This is a genomic window from Raoultibacter massiliensis (genome assembly GCF_900199545.1).
Classification (GTDB): domain Bacteria; phylum Actinomycetota; class Coriobacteriia; order Coriobacteriales; family Eggerthellaceae; genus Raoultibacter; species Raoultibacter massiliensis.
Window position 1 is genome coordinate 581,690 of the sequence record NZ_LT962671.1, and the last position, 15,747, is coordinate 597,436.

At 57.0% G+C, this 15,747-nt stretch carries 15 protein-coding genes; 12 read left to right on the forward strand and 3 right to left on the reverse strand.

Translation table 11 applies throughout. The annotated features are described in order from the left end of the window. The first annotated feature begins 333 nt into the window (after positions 1-333). Positions 334-1,299, forward strand: a complete 966-nt coding sequence (locus C1719_RS06605; protein ID WP_180963505.1) for a LysR family transcriptional regulator — start codon at positions 334-336, stop codon at positions 1,297-1,299. Between the two features lie 239 nt (positions 1,300-1,538). Here the strand turns inward: C1719_RS06605 and C1719_RS15875 are convergent, their stop codons facing one another. Then, on the reverse strand, positions 1,539-1,781 hold the full coding sequence (locus C1719_RS15875) for a hypothetical protein (RefSeq protein ID WP_146007859.1): 243 nt from the start codon (positions 1,779-1,781) through the stop codon (positions 1,539-1,541). Between the two features lie 122 nt (positions 1,782-1,903). Then, the gene (locus tag C1719_RS06615; protein WP_102374386.1) at positions 1,904-3,223 is read right to left on the reverse strand and encodes a trigger factor; all 1,320 of its coding nucleotides are present in this window, start codon (positions 3,221-3,223) and stop codon (positions 1,904-1,906) included. Positions 3,224-3,408: 185 nt separating this feature from the next. On the opposite strand from C1719_RS06615, the gene C1719_RS06620 reads away from it, so the two are divergent. The 7 genes from C1719_RS06620 to C1719_RS06650 all read left to right on the forward strand — a co-directional run bounded on the left by C1719_RS06620 (position 3,409) and on the right by C1719_RS06650 (position 10,630). Next, positions 3,409-3,669, forward strand: a complete 261-nt coding sequence (locus C1719_RS06620) for a hypothetical protein (protein WP_102374387.1) — start codon at positions 3,409-3,411, stop codon at positions 3,667-3,669. A 589-nt stretch (positions 3,670-4,258) separates the two neighbouring features. After that, complete coding sequence (gene nrfD / locus C1719_RS06625; protein WP_180963507.1) at positions 4,259-5,155, forward strand: NrfD/PsrC family molybdoenzyme membrane anchor subunit; 897 nt, start codon at positions 4,259-4,261, stop codon at positions 5,153-5,155. Positions 5,156-5,166: 11 nt separating this feature from the next. Continuing rightward, complete coding sequence (locus C1719_RS06630; protein ID WP_102374389.1) at positions 5,167-5,577, forward strand: GntR family transcriptional regulator; 411 nt, start codon at positions 5,167-5,169, stop codon at positions 5,575-5,577. Next, the gene (locus C1719_RS06635) at positions 5,555-6,535 is read left to right on the forward strand and encodes a slipin family protein (RefSeq protein WP_245874400.1); all 981 of its coding nucleotides are present in this window, start codon (positions 5,555-5,557) and stop codon (positions 6,533-6,535) included. The genes C1719_RS06630 and C1719_RS06635 overlap by 23 nt, the downstream gene beginning before the upstream one ends. 222 nt (positions 6,536-6,757) lie before the next feature. Further along, complete coding sequence (locus tag C1719_RS06640) at positions 6,758-9,211, forward strand: molybdopterin-containing oxidoreductase family protein (RefSeq protein ID WP_102374390.1); 2,454 nt, start codon at positions 6,758-6,760, stop codon at positions 9,209-9,211. Positions 9,212-9,220: 9 nt separating this feature from the next. Beyond that, positions 9,221-9,838, forward strand: coding sequence for a 4Fe-4S dicluster domain-containing protein (locus tag C1719_RS06645; protein ID WP_102374391.1), 618 nt, complete (start codon positions 9,221-9,223; stop codon positions 9,836-9,838). 90 nt (positions 9,839-9,928) lie between these two features. Next, positions 9,929-10,630, forward strand: coding sequence for a ferric reductase-like transmembrane domain-containing protein (locus tag C1719_RS06650; protein ID WP_102374392.1), 702 nt, complete (start codon positions 9,929-9,931; stop codon positions 10,628-10,630). A gap of 190 nt (positions 10,631-10,820) precedes the next feature. On the opposite strand, the gene C1719_RS06655 is transcribed toward C1719_RS06650, so the two are convergent. Beyond that, on the reverse strand, positions 10,821-12,329 hold the full coding sequence (locus C1719_RS06655) for a helix-turn-helix transcriptional regulator (protein ID WP_102374393.1): 1,509 nt from the start codon (positions 12,327-12,329) through the stop codon (positions 10,821-10,823). Between the two features lie 336 nt (positions 12,330-12,665). Here C1719_RS06655 and C1719_RS15555 point away from each other — a divergent pair, with 336 nt between their 5' ends. The 4 genes from C1719_RS15555 (at position 12,666) to C1719_RS16060 (ending at position 15,747) form a co-directional block, all read left to right on the forward strand. Beyond that, positions 12,666-12,899, forward strand: coding sequence for a zinc-ribbon domain-containing protein (locus C1719_RS15555; protein ID WP_180963508.1), 234 nt, complete (start codon positions 12,666-12,668; stop codon positions 12,897-12,899). A 34-nt stretch (positions 12,900-12,933) separates the two neighbouring features. Further along, complete coding sequence (locus C1719_RS06665) at positions 12,934-13,119, forward strand: hypothetical protein (protein WP_102374395.1); 186 nt, start codon at positions 12,934-12,936, stop codon at positions 13,117-13,119. Positions 13,120-13,174: 55 nt separating this feature from the next. Continuing rightward, on the forward strand, positions 13,175-14,347 hold the full coding sequence (locus tag C1719_RS16055) for a molybdopterin-dependent oxidoreductase (RefSeq protein ID WP_425439825.1): 1,173 nt from the start codon (positions 13,175-13,177) through the stop codon (positions 14,345-14,347). Next, positions 14,272-15,747, forward strand: a complete 1,476-nt coding sequence (locus tag C1719_RS16060; RefSeq protein WP_245874404.1) for a molybdopterin dinucleotide binding domain-containing protein — start codon at positions 14,272-14,274, stop codon at positions 15,745-15,747. The genes C1719_RS16055 and C1719_RS16060 overlap by 76 nt, the downstream gene beginning before the upstream one ends.

Here is a 15,747-nt window from a genome sequence, read left to right on the forward strand (position 1 = left end):
GATCCTGAACCCGAACCTCCCGTGCGCACGAAAGCTTCGATTCGATCCCCCACAGCGAGTGTATGGATCAACGCGAGCGGTGAAAATAAGCGACCCGTTGGGCTGCCCCCTGTTTTTGTGGGGGCTCCTTCCGGCTTCCCATTTCATTGACGAAGCACAACAATTTGCTGTACCCGCTTTTCGTATACGCAGTTCAGATTGGTGGAAATATCGATTGGCATTCCGTTTAGCCATCGTTTCGGGCAAGGGGGAGCTGAATCCGCACCCCTTGGATATCCTCTTTGCCATATAATGATCGCGGTTCAGCCGAATTAATGCGGGATAGGGGGCTCCGTGAACATCGAGTATCTGCATTACTTTTTGGATGTTGCGAAAACCAAGTCGATCACCAGGGCGGCGAAGCTGAATTTCATTTCGCCCCAGGGCATGAGCCGTGCGATGAACGAGCTTGAAAAAGAGCTCGGATGCCAGTTGCTCATCCGCTATTCCAACAAGCTTACCCTGTCCGCCATCGGAGAGGAATTGGTTCCCAAAGCTGCCGATATCATCGAGAGCTACGCTGGGATGCTCGAGTTCGCGGCAGCAAAATCCCAGCTGCAGCAAGTGGGATCCCACTCCATCCAGCTCGAATGCCAAAACGTCGCCATGCTCGCCTTTCTTACGAAGGAGGCGAAAGACTACATTTTCGAATCGAGCGAGATCCATTTTCGCGAATCGCAGAACTCCCAGATCCGTCACGATCTTTTGGCGAGCAACGCCAACGGGCTTTCAGACGCTTGCCCCATCATCGGACTCGTGTGCTTCTTCAACCAGGATCGTAATTCCAATGTGGGGGGCATCGACGATCTGGAGAAGAAGGGCTATCAGTACCGCCCGTACCTCAAGACCTACGATCGGGTCATGGTGAACGCGCAATCTTCGCTGGCGGGGAAAGATGCGCTTACCGACGACGATATCGTCTCGAAACATCTGGTTTCCACCAACACGTACTTGTACAGCCTTCTGTCCAAACGCTTCGGACGCGAGGCCATAGTGCTATCGAGTTCCGATTTTTCCTTGCGCAAGCGCATGGTCGAATGCGATTCGGCCGTTTCGTTCCTTCCCGCCATCGCCTCGCTCACCATGGCCGAGGAGACGGGGTTCGTTCTGCGCGATATGGAGCACTCCTACGAGGTGGAGATCGGGTTCATCGGCATGGAGGCCGATCTCGAATCCGATTGCTTTACCGGTCTCATGCAGATTCTGAACGATTTTTACCGTGCGCATGCCGACGAGGGGTATTACACGCTCTGCGACTAGATTCGGCTGTTCGGGAGGCATTGCGATGCGCAGGCGGCAGATGCCGAGCTCGCGAGCGGCCTTTCCTGCGTCCGCATGCTTGTCTGAGGCGCTCGTAGGCGCCTGTCAAAAGCAATCGCGCTCCCGCTGGAGGCAGCGGGAGCGCGAGATGCATGGCGCGTTTCGATTGCGGGCGATGTGATTGGAAGGCGGTGCCGTGCAATGCGCGCTCCGCCCGTGCGGCAGCCCGTTTGCCTTGCTTACGCGCCTGGGGCCTTGGGTGCGCCGGGTGCTTTGGGGGCTCCAGGGGCTTTGGGAGCCCCGGGTGCTTTTGGGGCTCCGGGCGCACCGGGGGCCTTGGGCGCGCCGGGCGCTCCCGGCGACGCCGCGCCGCTTGCGGCGAAGCCGCATTCTTCGCACACCGTTGCCGAGATGGGGTTCTCATGACCGCACATGGGGCAGGCGATCACGTTGGTATTGACGGCTGCTGGTCTGAAGCACATAGTTTCCTCCATTCGATTCGCTCTACGGTTTCACAGCATATGGGAGCTTTTCATTCGTGAACAGCAGTCGGATATTGTGGCTCCCCAACGAAAACTGTGGGAGGGCGTCCTTGCTCGTCGGGCTAGACGGCCCCGTTCGGGCCTTCGGCCTCGATCGGTCGCGCCGTTTCGACGAGCCACTCGTTCGTTTTCGCCCGAAGGGCGGCTTCTTCGGCTCTTCGAAGACCGCCGTGGGCTTTGAGATCGTCAAGCGTTTCGTCGGGGTTGCCCTGGCTTGTTTTGCCCAAGTAGGCTTTCAGCTCGGATTGCGTGATCTTGATGCCGTGATGGCGCGCCATGGCATCAAGCGCCAGGCCCTGTCGCACTTGCTCGCGGGTCTGGCTCATGAGGCGGTGCTTCAACTCGTCGGCGCTCATGTTGTTTTCGCTCAGGTAATCCTGTTCGGTTATGCCGCGCGAAACGAGCTCCCCGCGAAATCCCTGCAGCAGTTCGGCGTAGTGGGAGGCGAATGCGGAATCGGGAACCGGTTCGGTCAGGCGCTGCGATACCGCATCTGCGGCGCGGTACAGCAGATAGCCGTGCGATTGCTCTGTCGCCTGTTGCTGCAGTTCCCGGCGGGCCTTCTCGCGCAGTTGCGCAACCGAAGCGCATGCGGTGATGTTTCGCGCAACCCATGCGTCGTCGATCGTTGGCTCCACTTGCTTCAGAATGGCTTTGACGGTGGCCGTCGCCGTGTACGACCGAACGGGAAAGACGCCCCTTGATCTGCGGTTGGGAACAGGTGCGCTGAATTCAACGGTTCTTGTTTCGCCGACGCGCGCACCGAGGATCCCTTCGTCGAAGCCTTCTGGCATATCGCCTTTCCCCAGTTGGTACTCGCGCTCTTCGAAGCAGAGTCCATCGACGCGCTTTCCTTCGCGCCAGGTTTCCATGGCAAGCGACACGAGAGAGTTGGCGCCAACCTCGTTTGTGGATTCATCCGCGACGCTGTCGGGGTGGTAGCGCGCCACGCTGGATACGAAATCGTCGATATCCCCCTCGTCCACTTCGCTGTCGATTTCGGGTAGGGCGACAGGTCCGTACGAATCGAGTTCCATGTTCGGTTTGACGGTTGCGACGATGTCGAAGGCGAACGTCTTTCCTGATTCGGCGTAGCCGTAGCATCCGTAATTCGGCACGCCCATGATGTCGACGCCGGCTTGGTCGAGCACGGCAGGGGCGGTCCTCGACGCTACGGTTTCACTGGCCGAACGGCCGATTTCATCGTGGTCGAGCTCTTGTTCGACCAGCTGTTTGGCGGTCAGTCCTGCCGCGGGCTTAAGCCCCGCATTTTGGGCGGCTGCCATGTAAAAGGTTCGCAGGCGCTCTGTTACCTCGGTCGCATCGAGCTGCACCGATATGGTTTGGGTTTCTCCCTCGCGGGCGCGAACGGTGTACTTCATGGATATCCTTTCTCCCGATCGCTCTTCGTCTTCTGCTCAGGATAAACCCCCGATCGTGCGGCGGGGAGATCGGGGCGTCTCGCATTCGTTGCGCTGCGTCCCGTTTCCGTTGGCCTGATCTCGGCGATTTTTCACTGCGGGTACGTATCATGTGATTACTGCAAACTACCGGTAAGGAGGATGAAATGCTTGGACCGCTCGGTGGAGACCGTCTGTGGAATCCGAAAGAACTCGACAAATGCAAGGCTGCCGCACAGGAATTGGTGGACGCTCAGGAAAAGAGCGCCGACGAGGGTGGCATCATCTACGGATACATGTATACGATGAACAACAGCAACTACGGTTACAAAGGCGACGATCTTGAATTCAAAAGCGCAGCAGAAATTGCGGCTTTTGATGCAAATGGGCAGGTTAAGGAAACGTACGTCGTGTACAAGCAGGCTTAAGCAGCTGCTTGTCGCAAGGCTGCGGAATCGCATGCCGTTTCGCTGGAACACCTCAATTGTTCGATTCGCTGCGGGAACTTGCCTTGGGCCGCGTCTCAGCATGAAAAGCTGGGATGCGGCTTCGTTCGTTGGCTTTCTTGCTCACGAACGGATTGAAATGCAGGCCAAGGCGAGTTTTGGCAGTTTGTTATCAATAAAGTATCACCTTATATTATTTTGACCTGCGAAAGAGAAGTTATTATATTGCAGTTTTTGCTATCGGCGAGACAAAAAACTACCAAAACTCGCCTTGGCCTGCAGATGAACGATGTTCATCTGTAAATCATCGTACCGACCGTTGGATCTGCTTGAATTCTGTTGAGTTCGGCAGGGTCTGTAATTGCAGCACGATCGTGCTCGTTCTCGAAAAACGCTCGGACTTACCGACCTCGATCTTTATTTCTGCGAGCCCGGAAACCCCCCTATCCAATTTTAGTCGATTGGATAGGTATTGCTCCATAGCTCCGATGTCCGTCCATCGCAATAGTCGTGCGACAATGTGCTATCCTATGGCGAACAGGACGGATTTACGGGCAAGGGAGCATGGGCTTTGGGCCTGCTGATCGTTGCATATTTGTTTTTAGGCGGTGTCGGGGCGGGTGCTTTTGCCGTTCTCGCCCTGCTTGATTTCAAGTACGGACATGCTGGTGGCTCTTTGCGTGCAACCGAGTCGGGTTTTGCGGAGGGTCGTCATCTCGATTGCCTGCTGAAAAGGGGATATGCCGTCTCCTTTGTCGTTTTGGCCCTGGGGGCGATATGCCTGCTCGCGGATTTAGGGCGCCCCGAGATCGCGTTTCTGCTTTTCACGAGGCCGACCACGTCGTACATCAGCATTGGCACGTTCTCCCTCACGGCGCTGCTCCTGTGCGTGGCGTACTTGGCGATCATACGGTTCTTCTCGCTGCCTGCGGCGGTTCGGCGGGCGAAGCCCATCGCGCTTGCGGTGGGGTTTGCGGCGGCGTTGTTCGTCATGGCGTATACGGGCGTTTTCCTGCAATCCATGAAAGCGGTTCCGCTGTGGGATTCGCCGCTTCTCATCGTGATGTTCTTTCTGTCAGCGCTCTCGACGGGCATTGCGCTTGTAATGGCGTGTTCGAACGGGCTTTTCGTGCGGCGTCCGGAAAAGAACCTTCTATCGCGCTTGGCGGCGATCGACCTAGCCGTTATCATTTCGGAGCTCGTCGTTTGTCTCGCGTATCTGCTGTCGGTCTCGATGGCGGATCTAGGGGCCCAGTCGGTCGAACGCCTGCTTCTGGGTGATCATGCGCTGGTGTTTTTAACGGGTTTCGTGCTGTGCGGCCTGGTTCTGCCTGGCATCTTGAATGCCTATGCCGCGCGATGCGAACACGGGGAATGGATTGACCTGGCAATTTCGGGCTTGGTTCTCATCGGCGGCTTCTGCTTGAGGCTGAGTTTGGTTGAGGCCAGAATACATACGAGCATCTAAAACGAGGTAGCATGACAGCAAAACCGATACCGACATTCGAGATAGACGAAAGCAGCGATTTGCCGCTGTGGGTTCGCTTGCGTGACAGGTTGGTGTATCTGATTAATACCGGGTATTACAAGCCGGGGGATCAGCTGCCTACGGTACGCAAGTTCGCAGCGGAGCTCTACATCAGCTACAACACGGTCAGCAAGGCCTACGTTGCGCTCGAACGCGACGGGTACATCGTGACGACGCAGGGGCGAGGCGCGTTCGTGAGCGAGCCCGACGACATATCGGATGCGCCCGATGTGGATGCCATGGTGGAGGATTTTGTGAGTAATTGCCTTGAGAAAGGCATGGCCTACGACGATATTCCGAAACAGATCAGCAAGGCGATCAGGAAGTTGAAGAGGGAACATGAAAAGAAACAAGGCAAGTAAGAGCTCTCCCGTCGATGAATCGCGCAAGCGGGATACCGCCCGCCGCATCGAAATGGAATTCGGCGTTGCGGCTGAAGCGTACCGTTCCGACCCGAGCAAGAAGGCGACGCGTAACGGGGCGCTTGCGTTGCAGATAGCGATTGCCGTTGCAGTGTTCTGTCTTGTTATCTGGCTGTTCTATCTGGCTTTTTCCGAGGTGAACATCGCAGCGATCGCAGTTTCCACTCTGCTGGGTCTGGCGGCGCTTTCGTCGGTTCACGTAGCGCTCGACTGGGAGCGCATGGTAGTGCTGCGCCTGGGGAAATTCTCCCGCGTTGCGGGCCCGGGTCTGTTCTTTACGATTCCGCTGATCGAGTACTGTTCGTTGCGCGTCGATCAGCGCATGATGATCACGCCGTTCGGAGCGGAGGAAACGCTGACGTCCGATCTGGTTCCGCTTGACGTGGATGCCGTGCTTTCGTGGATGATATGGAACCCCGAGCGCGCCTGTACCGAGGTCGAGGACTGCTATTTCGCCGTTGCGCTGGCTGCCCAGACCGCCTTGCGCGATGCGATAGGGCGTGCTCCCATATCCGAGGTCGTCGTGAGGCGCAACCAGCTTGATCACGAGCTGCGCGTTGCGATCGAGGAGAAGGTGTCCGACTGGGGAGTGACGGTCGTTGCGGTTGAGGTACGCGATATCATCGTGCCGAGCGCCTTGCAGGATGTTCTCTCTCTCGAGGCCCAATCCGAGCGTCGCCGGAACTCGAGAATCATGCTCATGGAGGCCGAAAAGGACGTTTCGGACATTCTTTCCGAGGTGGCCGATCAGTACCGCGACGACGAGGTTGCGCTTGAGCTGAGGAAGATGCACCTGATCCACGAAGGTATCCATGAGAACGCTGGCGCCGTGGTGGTTCCGAGCTCGTATACGGAAGGTTTTGCCCCTTCACCAGGGGATGAGCACGCTCGTAAATGATGTGGGTACAGCGCACTAGTCTAAAAGTAGAATAATGACAATTCAAAATTGTCGCACAACAATCTTGAATGTCGCACGACAATCCTGTATAACATGTAGTGGGAGAAATCAGCTGATTCCAGAATAAGACGTGATGCCGAAAGCGCTTTCGGGAGGTAAAAGGCCTATTGAAAGCGAGGGCGTTATGGCCTCATGTCTCGGGCAACGAAATGAGGAGGAATCATGGCTGGAAACAAGCCATCTGCGCTTACAAGACGAGCCTTCCTGAAGACCACCGCGTTCACCACAGCCGGTGTGGCTGCCTTCGGGGCGCTTGCGGGCTGCAGTTCAAACGGGGAAGGGAACGATCCCGTCGAAGAGGGTGGCACCATTGGGGTTGCTGAGGAAACGTATTTCCAAAGCTGCATGGGCAATTGTTCGGGATGGGGTTGCCCGTTTTATGTTCATGTGCGCGACGGGAAGATCTGCAACATTACCAAAGCCAATTTGAAGTGTCCCGATGGGTCGTTGAGCCCCTATCAGGAAACATGCTTGAAGGGCTATGCGAACATCGAGCGCATGTATTCGCCGACACGCGTCCAATATCCTATGCGCCGCGTGGATGGAACCGAGCGTGGGGCTGGCGAATGGGAGCGCATCTCGTGGGACGAGGCTATCGAGGAAATCACATCGAAGTGGAAAGAGCTGCAATCCGAATTCGGCCCGTCTGCCGTTGCCTTCATGAGCGGGTCGGGAAGCGGTATGGCTACGATATCTTACACGGGTCGGCTCCAAGCGCTTATGGGCGCCATGACCATTGCGCCCTGTTACGACAACACGGGAATGTACACTCAGATGAACCATGGTGGGTTGAGCGCACTGCTCCCGGGGCATAACGAGCATCGTGACATTGTGAACACGGAGAACCTCTTTATCTGGGGGACGAATCCCTCCGAGTCCATGATCGTCGATTATCATTTCGTATCAGAAGCAAAAGAAAACGGTGCGAAGGTAATCGTAATCGATCCTATTTTCACCACTTCTGCGGCAAAAGCCGATATGTTCGTCTCGATTCGCCCTGGAACCGATGGGCTGCTGGCTGCCGGCATGGCGCTCATAGCCATCCGTGACGGCAAGGTCGACAAAACCCATCTTCAAACTATGACGGTTGCACCGTTTTTGGTAAAGGATCAAGACGGGCTGTATTTGCGTTTGAGCGACATCGGCAAGGCTGAGGCGGGAAGCCCGGACGATCGCGTGCTCGTGTATGAGGATGGGAAAGCTGTTGCGTTCGATGCTGCAAAAGACCCCGAAATCGAAGGCGGTTTTGAGGTTGAAGGCGTTGCGGTGAAGCCTGCATACCAGATACTGCTGGACCGTTTGAACGAGTGGGACCTCGAAACCATTTCGAGGTATACCGACATACCTCTCGAGACGATTGAGGAATTGGCGCGCATCTACACATCGGGGTTGTCGATGATCTTCACGGGATTTGGCCCCGATCACTATGCAAACGGGCAAACCGCATACGACGGCATGTTTGCGCTTGCCGACATCACCGGTCAGGAAGCCAAACACGGAGCAGGCATTGCGTGCAGCGACTTCAGCGCTCCCAGTGTTCAAGGGTATGCGAGTACGGCTACGGCCGATCTCGTTGATGTGGTTCCGGGGCCGACGGTCCATGCCCCTCATCTGCATCAGCTCATGGAGGAAGGGGTTCTGGGCGATATCGTGGGAGCTCCTAAGGCTGCCTATATATACATCTGCAACCCGATCGGAAACGAGCCGGACCGGCTCAAGTGGATTTCTTCTTTGGGTGCCATGGAACTTGTCGTGGTTTCGGATATGTTCATGTCCGAAACGGCTACGTACGCCGACATCGTGCTTCCCGTTTCATTCCTCTTTGAGCGCGATGATATCGGAACGAGCGCAAACCCCTTCATCAAGTTGTCGGAGAAAGTGGTTGATCCGATGTTCGAATCGAAGGGGGATTTCGAGATCATCACTTTGCTGGGCAAGGCGATGGGCTTTGAAGATAAGTTTACGCAAAGCGTCGAGGGCTTCCTTGAATCGTGTGTTACAAACGAGGTGGCAGCAGCTGCGGGCGTCACATGGGAGAGGCTCAAGGAAGAGCATGCGATCTGGTCGTACCCGGAAGAGCCCGTTGTGGTGGGGCTCAATGCGATGCCCCTTACCGCATCGGGTCGTTTCGAATTCTATCACGAGGGCATACAGCCTATGGCGAACGTCGGGCAGGAATGGGACATGATCAAGGAATCATGCTGGTTCTGGGAGCCTCCTCTTGAGGCATGGTACGAAAACGAATTGTTCGAACGGTATCCGCTCACGTTCATCAGCGAGCGAAGCAAGTTCAAGACCCACACCATGTTCAATAATTCCCCGATGATCCTCGAACTCGATCCCGAGCCCTATGTGAAGATGAGTCCGGCGGATGCGGAAGCCCGCGGCATCAAAGAGGGCGATACCGTGCGGCTTTACAACGATCGTGGGTTCGTGGTACTCAAAGCCGTCATTAACGCGGGTTGCCGCCAGGGCGTCCTTGTAATCGATCACGGTTGGGAAGAGGTCAACTTTATCGACGGTCATTACTCCGATCTGTCTTCCTGCGCTTCGTGGCCTCGCTTCGAGCAGGATAACTGGTTCGACTGCTTGTGCGAGATGGAAAAGGTCCAGTAGGGGGTTATCATGCAATACGGAATGGTCATTGATTTGAAGAAGTGCATGGGCTGCCAAACATGCGCTACCTCGTGCAAGCTTGCCAACAACCTGCCGTCTGGCAACTGGTGGAACGTCGTGTACACCGACGGCGGTGAAACCATCGATACGGCTTCGGGTGAGTACCCGAACTGTACGCTTCAGCATCGTCCGGTTGCCTGCCAGCATTGTGCGGAGCCGTCATGCGTGGCGGTGTGCCCCACGGGTGCGACATACAAGGACGAAGAAACGGGCATCGTCATGCAAGATCCGGAAACCTGCATCGGATGCAAATCATGCATAGAAGCATGCCCGTATAACGTGCGCGTCTACAACGACGGCGAGCCTGCCTACGCGCTCGACTTTGCGGTGGGGTACGTCGATGCACCCGCCCATATTGCCAACACGGTCGAGAAGTGCACGATGTGCGCAAACCTCGTCAAGCAGGATGAGCAACCGATGTGTGTGCAGGCATGTGTGGGATATGCTCGGTATTTCGGGGATTTGGACGACCCCGAATCCGAGGTCTCAAAGCTTATCGTCGATCGCGATAGCATGCAGTTGCTTGCAGAGCAGGGGACGAATCCGTCGGTCTATTATCTGAAATAGATTGAGGGAGCTTTTGATGGGCAAGGGGCCTTCTGGAAAACAGAGGGTCCCTTTTTCAAGAAGGCCCGCACATTTGAAAGGAAAGATCAGATGAACTTCATCATCGTTCTCGTTTGCGCGACCGTGGCTGTCTTGCTTTTAAGAAAGCCGCTGATGAAATACCCGATGGTCTTTTATGCGCTCGCGGTGCTCCTTAACATCATGTACGTTGCCCACGCGTTCGTTCCGTACCCGGAGCTTGTGCGACGTGGGCTGTTCCTGCTGATGCAAAAATGCACGCTTTCGCTTGCTCTTTTTACCGTCGTCATGTTCGTTGGCGTGTTTCGCAAGGATTCGAGGGCGGGGCTTTCTTTGCGTCCCGTTCGTGCCGAACTGTCCATCCTTGCCTGTCTTCTTGCGGTTGGCCATATGGCTATGTATCTGCTGTCGTTCGCTCCCCGTTTGGCGGATATCGGCGCGCTTGATGGAAGGTTCGCCCTGTTCTTCGCGACAGCTATGGCATTGCTCGCGCTTCTTCTGGTGCTGGGCGTAACGTCGGTCAAAGGTGTGAAGCGTCGCATGGATGCAAGTGCATGGAAGAAGCTGCAGAAGTGGGCGTACGTGTTCTTCGGGCTGATTTACGTGCATCTCGTAAGCATATTGTTGCCTTCTGCGCTGCTGCAAGGAGTGACGGCTCAAATCAGCATTGCCGTGTATACCGTGCTGTTCGGCTCGTACGCGACGCTCAGGATCTATCGTGCGGTTTCCGATCGGGGGGAGGGTCGGGCAAAGCTGGCAGAATCGGTTGCATAGCGAACGCGGCATTATATCGGGTGTTTTTGCATCGTCTGATATGATGCCGTCGCTTTTTGCAGTCGTCGCCTGGGTGCCGTCGTCGCGTTGTCGAGCAACGTTGTCGAAGACAAGGATGGGGATTTGCTTCTTCGGGAGCTTAAGTTAGAACTTGGGGATATCACCCTGCTTCCCGATTCGCCTCCCGGCATCATTCCCGTGTGTCCACGATGTGGATCAGCTCCTGTTGCGAATTGATCGTGAGCTTCTGGTAAATGTGCTGGATGTGCGTTCTCGTCGTGGGCCTCGCAATGCTCAGCTCTGCCGATATGGAATCGGCATGGTATCCCTTTGCGAGCAAGACGAGCACTTCGGCTTCGCGCGGCGTCAGCCCGTACGATTGCGATATGGAATCGCAGCGATCGCGGAATCGCCTGCTGCGGAATTCGATCTGCTCTTTTCCCTCCTTGGCGGATGCGTGCTGATCGTCGGTGCTGTTGTACGTGCATAGCTCGAGGAAGGCGAACGCCACGCACACCAAGGCTACGAGCGCTGCAACGATAACCGTGAAAACGTCGGAGCTTGCGGTGACGGCGATTTCGCATACGATGGCTCCGATGAAAAGCCCGAACCACCCCGGCATCTTCTCCTTCGAAAAGACCTCGATCGGCCCACGGTGCTTCGACGACGATCGACGTGCGGTGTTGTACCAGCTGACGGTTGCCGTGAAAATGGACGTGGCGATGATGGGGATGCTACAGAGTATGTAGCTTATGATTCCGCCGAGGGGGAGGAACAGCAGGGGAGCTGCTATGGGCACGAACCCGATGCGGCGAATGTCGGCCCCCCTGCTCAACGCTCCTGCGGAAAGGGCGATGAGCGCGATGGTGCAGCCTATCATTCCGCCGATCGCTCCGTAGCTTACCGACATCGTTCCAATCGATTGGAGCAGGATGATGGCGAACCCGAAGTTGACTCCGCATGTTGTTGCGTAAACAACGCGCGAAACGGTTTTGAGGGTGATGCGGGCGGGCGCATCGGATCCCTCTTTTTTCTCTGCATCGGCGCCGGATGCGTCTTCCTGCCTTCTCTCGAGCATGTGCAAAGGCATTTTGCTGGCGAAAAGCAGGAACGCCAGCATGCCGATGGTGGTGGCGGCGCTTGCGAAGCCGAGAAACAGCGAAGACGCCGTGTTGTCGAACGGTATCGTGAGCGAGTACAGGAAGAACATCGAGAAACCGATCACGTATCCGACGGCCACAACGATGGCCGTCCATGAGTCGAAGCATGCGCTGAAATAGAGAGCCCATGCGAACATGAGGAAGGAAAGGCTCAGGCCGTGCGCGCTCCAGGCGATTATACCAACCCATACCGGTGGAGCGGCCAACAGGGGAAACAGAGACGAAAGCAGTAAAACGACCAGCGCTGACGCTGCGCCGATGCCGAGGACGAGGATCGGGCGGTTCTCGAGACGGCGGTACGCCTTCGTTGCAACCAGGAAACTTGCGGCGAGAACGAAGAACCCGCATACCCTCATGAGCCAGAGCGAGTCGCCTGGAAAGTAAGGCGCTGCGAACGGAAGGGCGCCGAAGATCCCCAGAAGTTCCCAGAATATGTAGCATGAGAAGCCGAGCATGGCCAGAAGCGAGGCCGCGCTGAACGGCGCCTTGGGTTTGCAGCCGCTTCTTTTTTCCGGGGACCGATCAAGAAAACGTATCATGGTTGCCTTTCACTTCTGAACGGGAAGCCAATGGTGCTGCAAATCATGCTCTCATTCTATCGGAACACCTCGATGTTGGGCATCATCTTGGGGTGATGATGCGGTTGAAATCGATTGCATCGCCGAGGTTCCCGTGCCTGTTCCATGCTGGAAAACGGGCGTATCGAAAGAAATATTCGAGCTATCTGATCAGGCGATTCATCATGCGGTGATTATGCCTTCGAGCGTTAAAGGTCAAACTGGCATGATGCGCCTTTCCCATTTCGTTTTCATACTGCGCAGTCATACGCCTTGCTTTGCGAAGGCATGCAGGCGTCGATGACGAAAGGAGGACGTATGTGTTTTAGGCCACCAAGCGTCGATGAGGGGGGAGAGTCGGTGTGCTCTTCGTGCGGGGCGACGAATCCGCCGGGGAGCGAAACGTGCACCTCGTGCGGGAAACCGCTTTTGAAGGTGCCCGCCGCCGCCATGGGCCGCGCGGGCGCGCCGCCTGTTCCCGGTGCCCCTGGAGCCCCCAAAGCGCCCGGCGCGCCGAAGCCGCCGTCGGTGCCTCGGGTTCCGAAGCCGTAGCGCAAAACGCAAACTGCAAAGTGAGGAGGATGTCGTGAGCAACGAGGAGAAGAAAAAGGATATCGCAGCGGAAAAGCAGCTGGAAGCTCTCAAGGGCCCCGGTGCGAAGAAGCCCGCTCCGCCGAAGCCGCCGACAAAGCCGGCGGCACCGAGCGAAAGCAATATCCAAGATAAGGATGCCATGCCTGACCTCGATGCATTCAACTTCATGAAGTGGTAAGAAGACGAGAGGGAACATTATGGGAAGTGCAACTGGTAAAACAATCGTAAAGGGCATGGGTTTTTGCGCCTCTGCCATCGGTGCGAACGTGTGCAGCGTCGACGTCGACGAGGACGAGGGCAGGATACTTCGCATCCGCCCCTTCCATTTCGACGAGAAGTACGACGACGATCATTTCAACGCATGGAAGATCGAGGCGCGCGGCCACACGTTCGAGCCGGGATACAAAGTGGTTTCCGGGCCCCTGTCCTACGGATACAAAAAGCGCGTGTATTCGAGAAACCGCATTCCCTATCCAATGAAGCGCGTGGATTGGGATCCTCGTGGCGAGCGCAATCCCCAAAACCGCGGCAAGAGCAAATACGTTCGCGTATCATGGGACGAAGCCGCTCAGATCATCGCCGAGGAAATCAAGAGGATTCACGACGAATACGGCCCGCTTTCGATCCTCGTCCAGGGCGACGGCCATGGTGAAACGAAGTTCGTTCACGGAACCCATGGGTGCCAGACGCGCATGCTCGGTCTGATCGGGGACTACACGCTGCAGGCGCGTCAGCCCGACAGCTGGGAAGGCTGGTATTGGGGCGCCAAGCACATCTGGGGCATGGATCCGCTCGGTCAGCAGAACATGCAGAACAACGTGATCAAGGACATCTCCGAGAACGGCGATGCGGTGCTGTTCTGGGGTGCCGATCCGGAGACCACTCCGTGGGGTTGGGGCGGCATGATGGCAAGCCGTCTGTGCTTCTGGTTCACTGAAATCGGCGTGAAGCAGATCCACATCTCGCCCGACGTGAACTACACGAACGCGGTGCACGCCGACAAGTGGATCCCCGTGCTTCCCAACACCGACGCTGCGCTGCAGCTTGCCATCGCCTACGTATGGCTCTCGGAAGGCACGTTCGACCGCGATTACCTCGATACCCACTCCATCGGATTCGACAATTTCGCCTACTACGTGATGGGCGGCGAAGACGGCATTCCGAAGACGCCGAAGTGGGCCGAGAAGAAGTGCGGCGTGCCGTCCTACACCATCAAGGCGCTTGCCCGCTACTGGGCGAAGCACGCCGTTTCCATCGCCCACTGCAACGGCGGGGCGGTCATCCGTTCGGCGTTCGCCCCCGAACCCGCCCGCCTCGCAGGTGCGCTTTNATGCAATCTCTCGGAAAGCCCGGCGCCAACCAGTTCAAGTTCATCGAATGGTCGCTTTTCGGCATGGAAAGCGTGACGCCTATGCCGCCGTCGGTCGAGATACCGAACTGCGGTCCCGCGTTTCGCGGTCGGCAGTATTCGGTGCGCCCCAGCATCATCCCCAAGACGATGATCCCCGAGGCCATCACCAACCCGCCCGTTCAGTGGTACGGGCACATCGCCGCAGGACTGCCTCGCGAAGACCAGTTCGTCGGGCCGCTCACCTTCCCGCTTGAGGGCAAAGAGCGCATCCATATGATCTGGTCGGACGCTCCTTGCTGGGAAACCTGCTGGAACGGCGGCAACGAGATGCAGGAAGCGCTGCGCCACGAGTCCATCGAGTTTCTGCTCATCCAGCATCCTTGGATGGAAAACGACTGCCTGTTCGCCGACATCCTGCTTCCCATCAACACGAAGTTCGAAGAGGAGGACATCGGCACCGACTCCGACAACGGCATGTGGAGCGTGGTCTACTACGAGCAGCAGGCCATCGAATCTTTGGGCGAATCGAAATCCGATCTCGAGGCTGTCGAAGAGGTTGCCAAGAAACTCGAGCAGTTCGGCGGCATCTACGAGGATCTGCACGCTCGCATGATGGACGGCGGCAAAACCGTCGGCGATTTCATCAAGGCCGGATTCGAGAATACCGGCGCTTCCGAGAAGCTCTCCTTCGAGGAGTTCAAGGAGAAGCAGTATTACCCGTTCCCGACGAAGGAAAAATGGGAGGATCTGCCTGTGGGCCTCAGCCAATTCTACGAGGATCCCGAGAACCATCCGCTCACAACGCCTTCGGGGAAGCTCGAATACTACTCGACGGCCCTCGCCGACATCTTTCCCGACGACGAGATCCGCGGCCCCATTCCGCGATGGATCGAAGAGGGCGACGGCCACGAGGAGCGCATCGATTCGAAGCGCGCGATCGAATACCCGTTCCTCATCGTTTCGAACCATCCGCGTTGGCGCGTCCATGCAAACTGCGATGACATCACGTGGCTGCGCGAGATCCAGACATGCAAGGTGGTCGGGCCGGACGGCTACGCCTACGAGCCCGTGTGGGTGAATCCCGTCGATGCCGGCAAACTCGGCCTCAAGACCGGCGATGTGGCGAAGATATACAACGAGCGCGGCGGCGTGCTCGGCGGCGTCATCGTGTCCGAGCGCATCATTCCCGGCGCGATCTACCAGGATCATGGCGCCCGCGTCGACACCATCGTATCAGGGGTGGGCGGCCTCGACCGCGGCGGCGCCAACAACCTCATTGCGCCGTCGGCGACCACATCGAAGAACGCGCATGGCGAAGTGACGAGCGGGTTTCTCGTCAACATCGAGAAGGTCGACGTGTTCCAGCTTGCGGAGCAGTATCCCGAGGCGTTCGGGCGTGCCTACGACCCGGCATCCGGTGTTGTGGTGGACGAATACATCGTGGAAGGAAACTAG

Bases quoted from the DNA above. Each gene is read 5' to 3' on its own strand.
- C1719_RS06655 (WP_102374393.1), bottom strand. From the start codon at position 12,329: ATGATACGTTTTCTTGATCGGTCCCCGGAAAAAAGAAGCGGCTGCAAA.
- C1719_RS06620 (WP_102374387.1), top strand. From the start codon at position 3,409: ATGCTTGGACCGCTCGGTGGAGACCGTCTGTGGAATCCGAAAGAACTC.
- C1719_RS16060 (WP_245874404.1), top strand. From the start codon at position 14,272: ATGCAATCTCTCGGAAAGCCCGGCGCCAACCAGTTCAAGTTCATCGAA.
- C1719_RS06645 (WP_102374391.1), top strand. From the start codon at position 9,221: ATGCAATACGGAATGGTCATTGATTTGAAGAAGTGCATGGGCTGCCAA.
- C1719_RS15875 (WP_146007859.1), bottom strand. From the start codon at position 1,781: ATGTGCTTCAGACCAGCAGCCGTCAATACCAACGTGATCGCCTGCCCC.
- C1719_RS06615 (WP_102374386.1), bottom strand. From the start codon at position 3,223: ATGAAGTACACCGTTCGCGCCCGCGAGGGAGAAACCCAAACCATATCG.
- C1719_RS06635 (WP_245874400.1), top strand. From the start codon at position 5,555: ATGAAAAGAAACAAGGCAAGTAAGAGCTCTCCCGTCGATGAATCGCGC.
- C1719_RS15555 (WP_180963508.1), top strand. From the start codon at position 12,666: ATGTGTTTTAGGCCACCAAGCGTCGATGAGGGGGGAGAGTCGGTGTGC.
- C1719_RS06630 (WP_102374389.1), top strand. From the start codon at position 5,167: ATGACAGCAAAACCGATACCGACATTCGAGATAGACGAAAGCAGCGAT.
- C1719_RS06640 (WP_102374390.1), top strand. From the start codon at position 6,758: ATGGCTGGAAACAAGCCATCTGCGCTTACAAGACGAGCCTTCCTGAAG.
- C1719_RS06650 (WP_102374392.1), top strand. From the start codon at position 9,929: ATGAACTTCATCATCGTTCTCGTTTGCGCGACCGTGGCTGTCTTGCTT.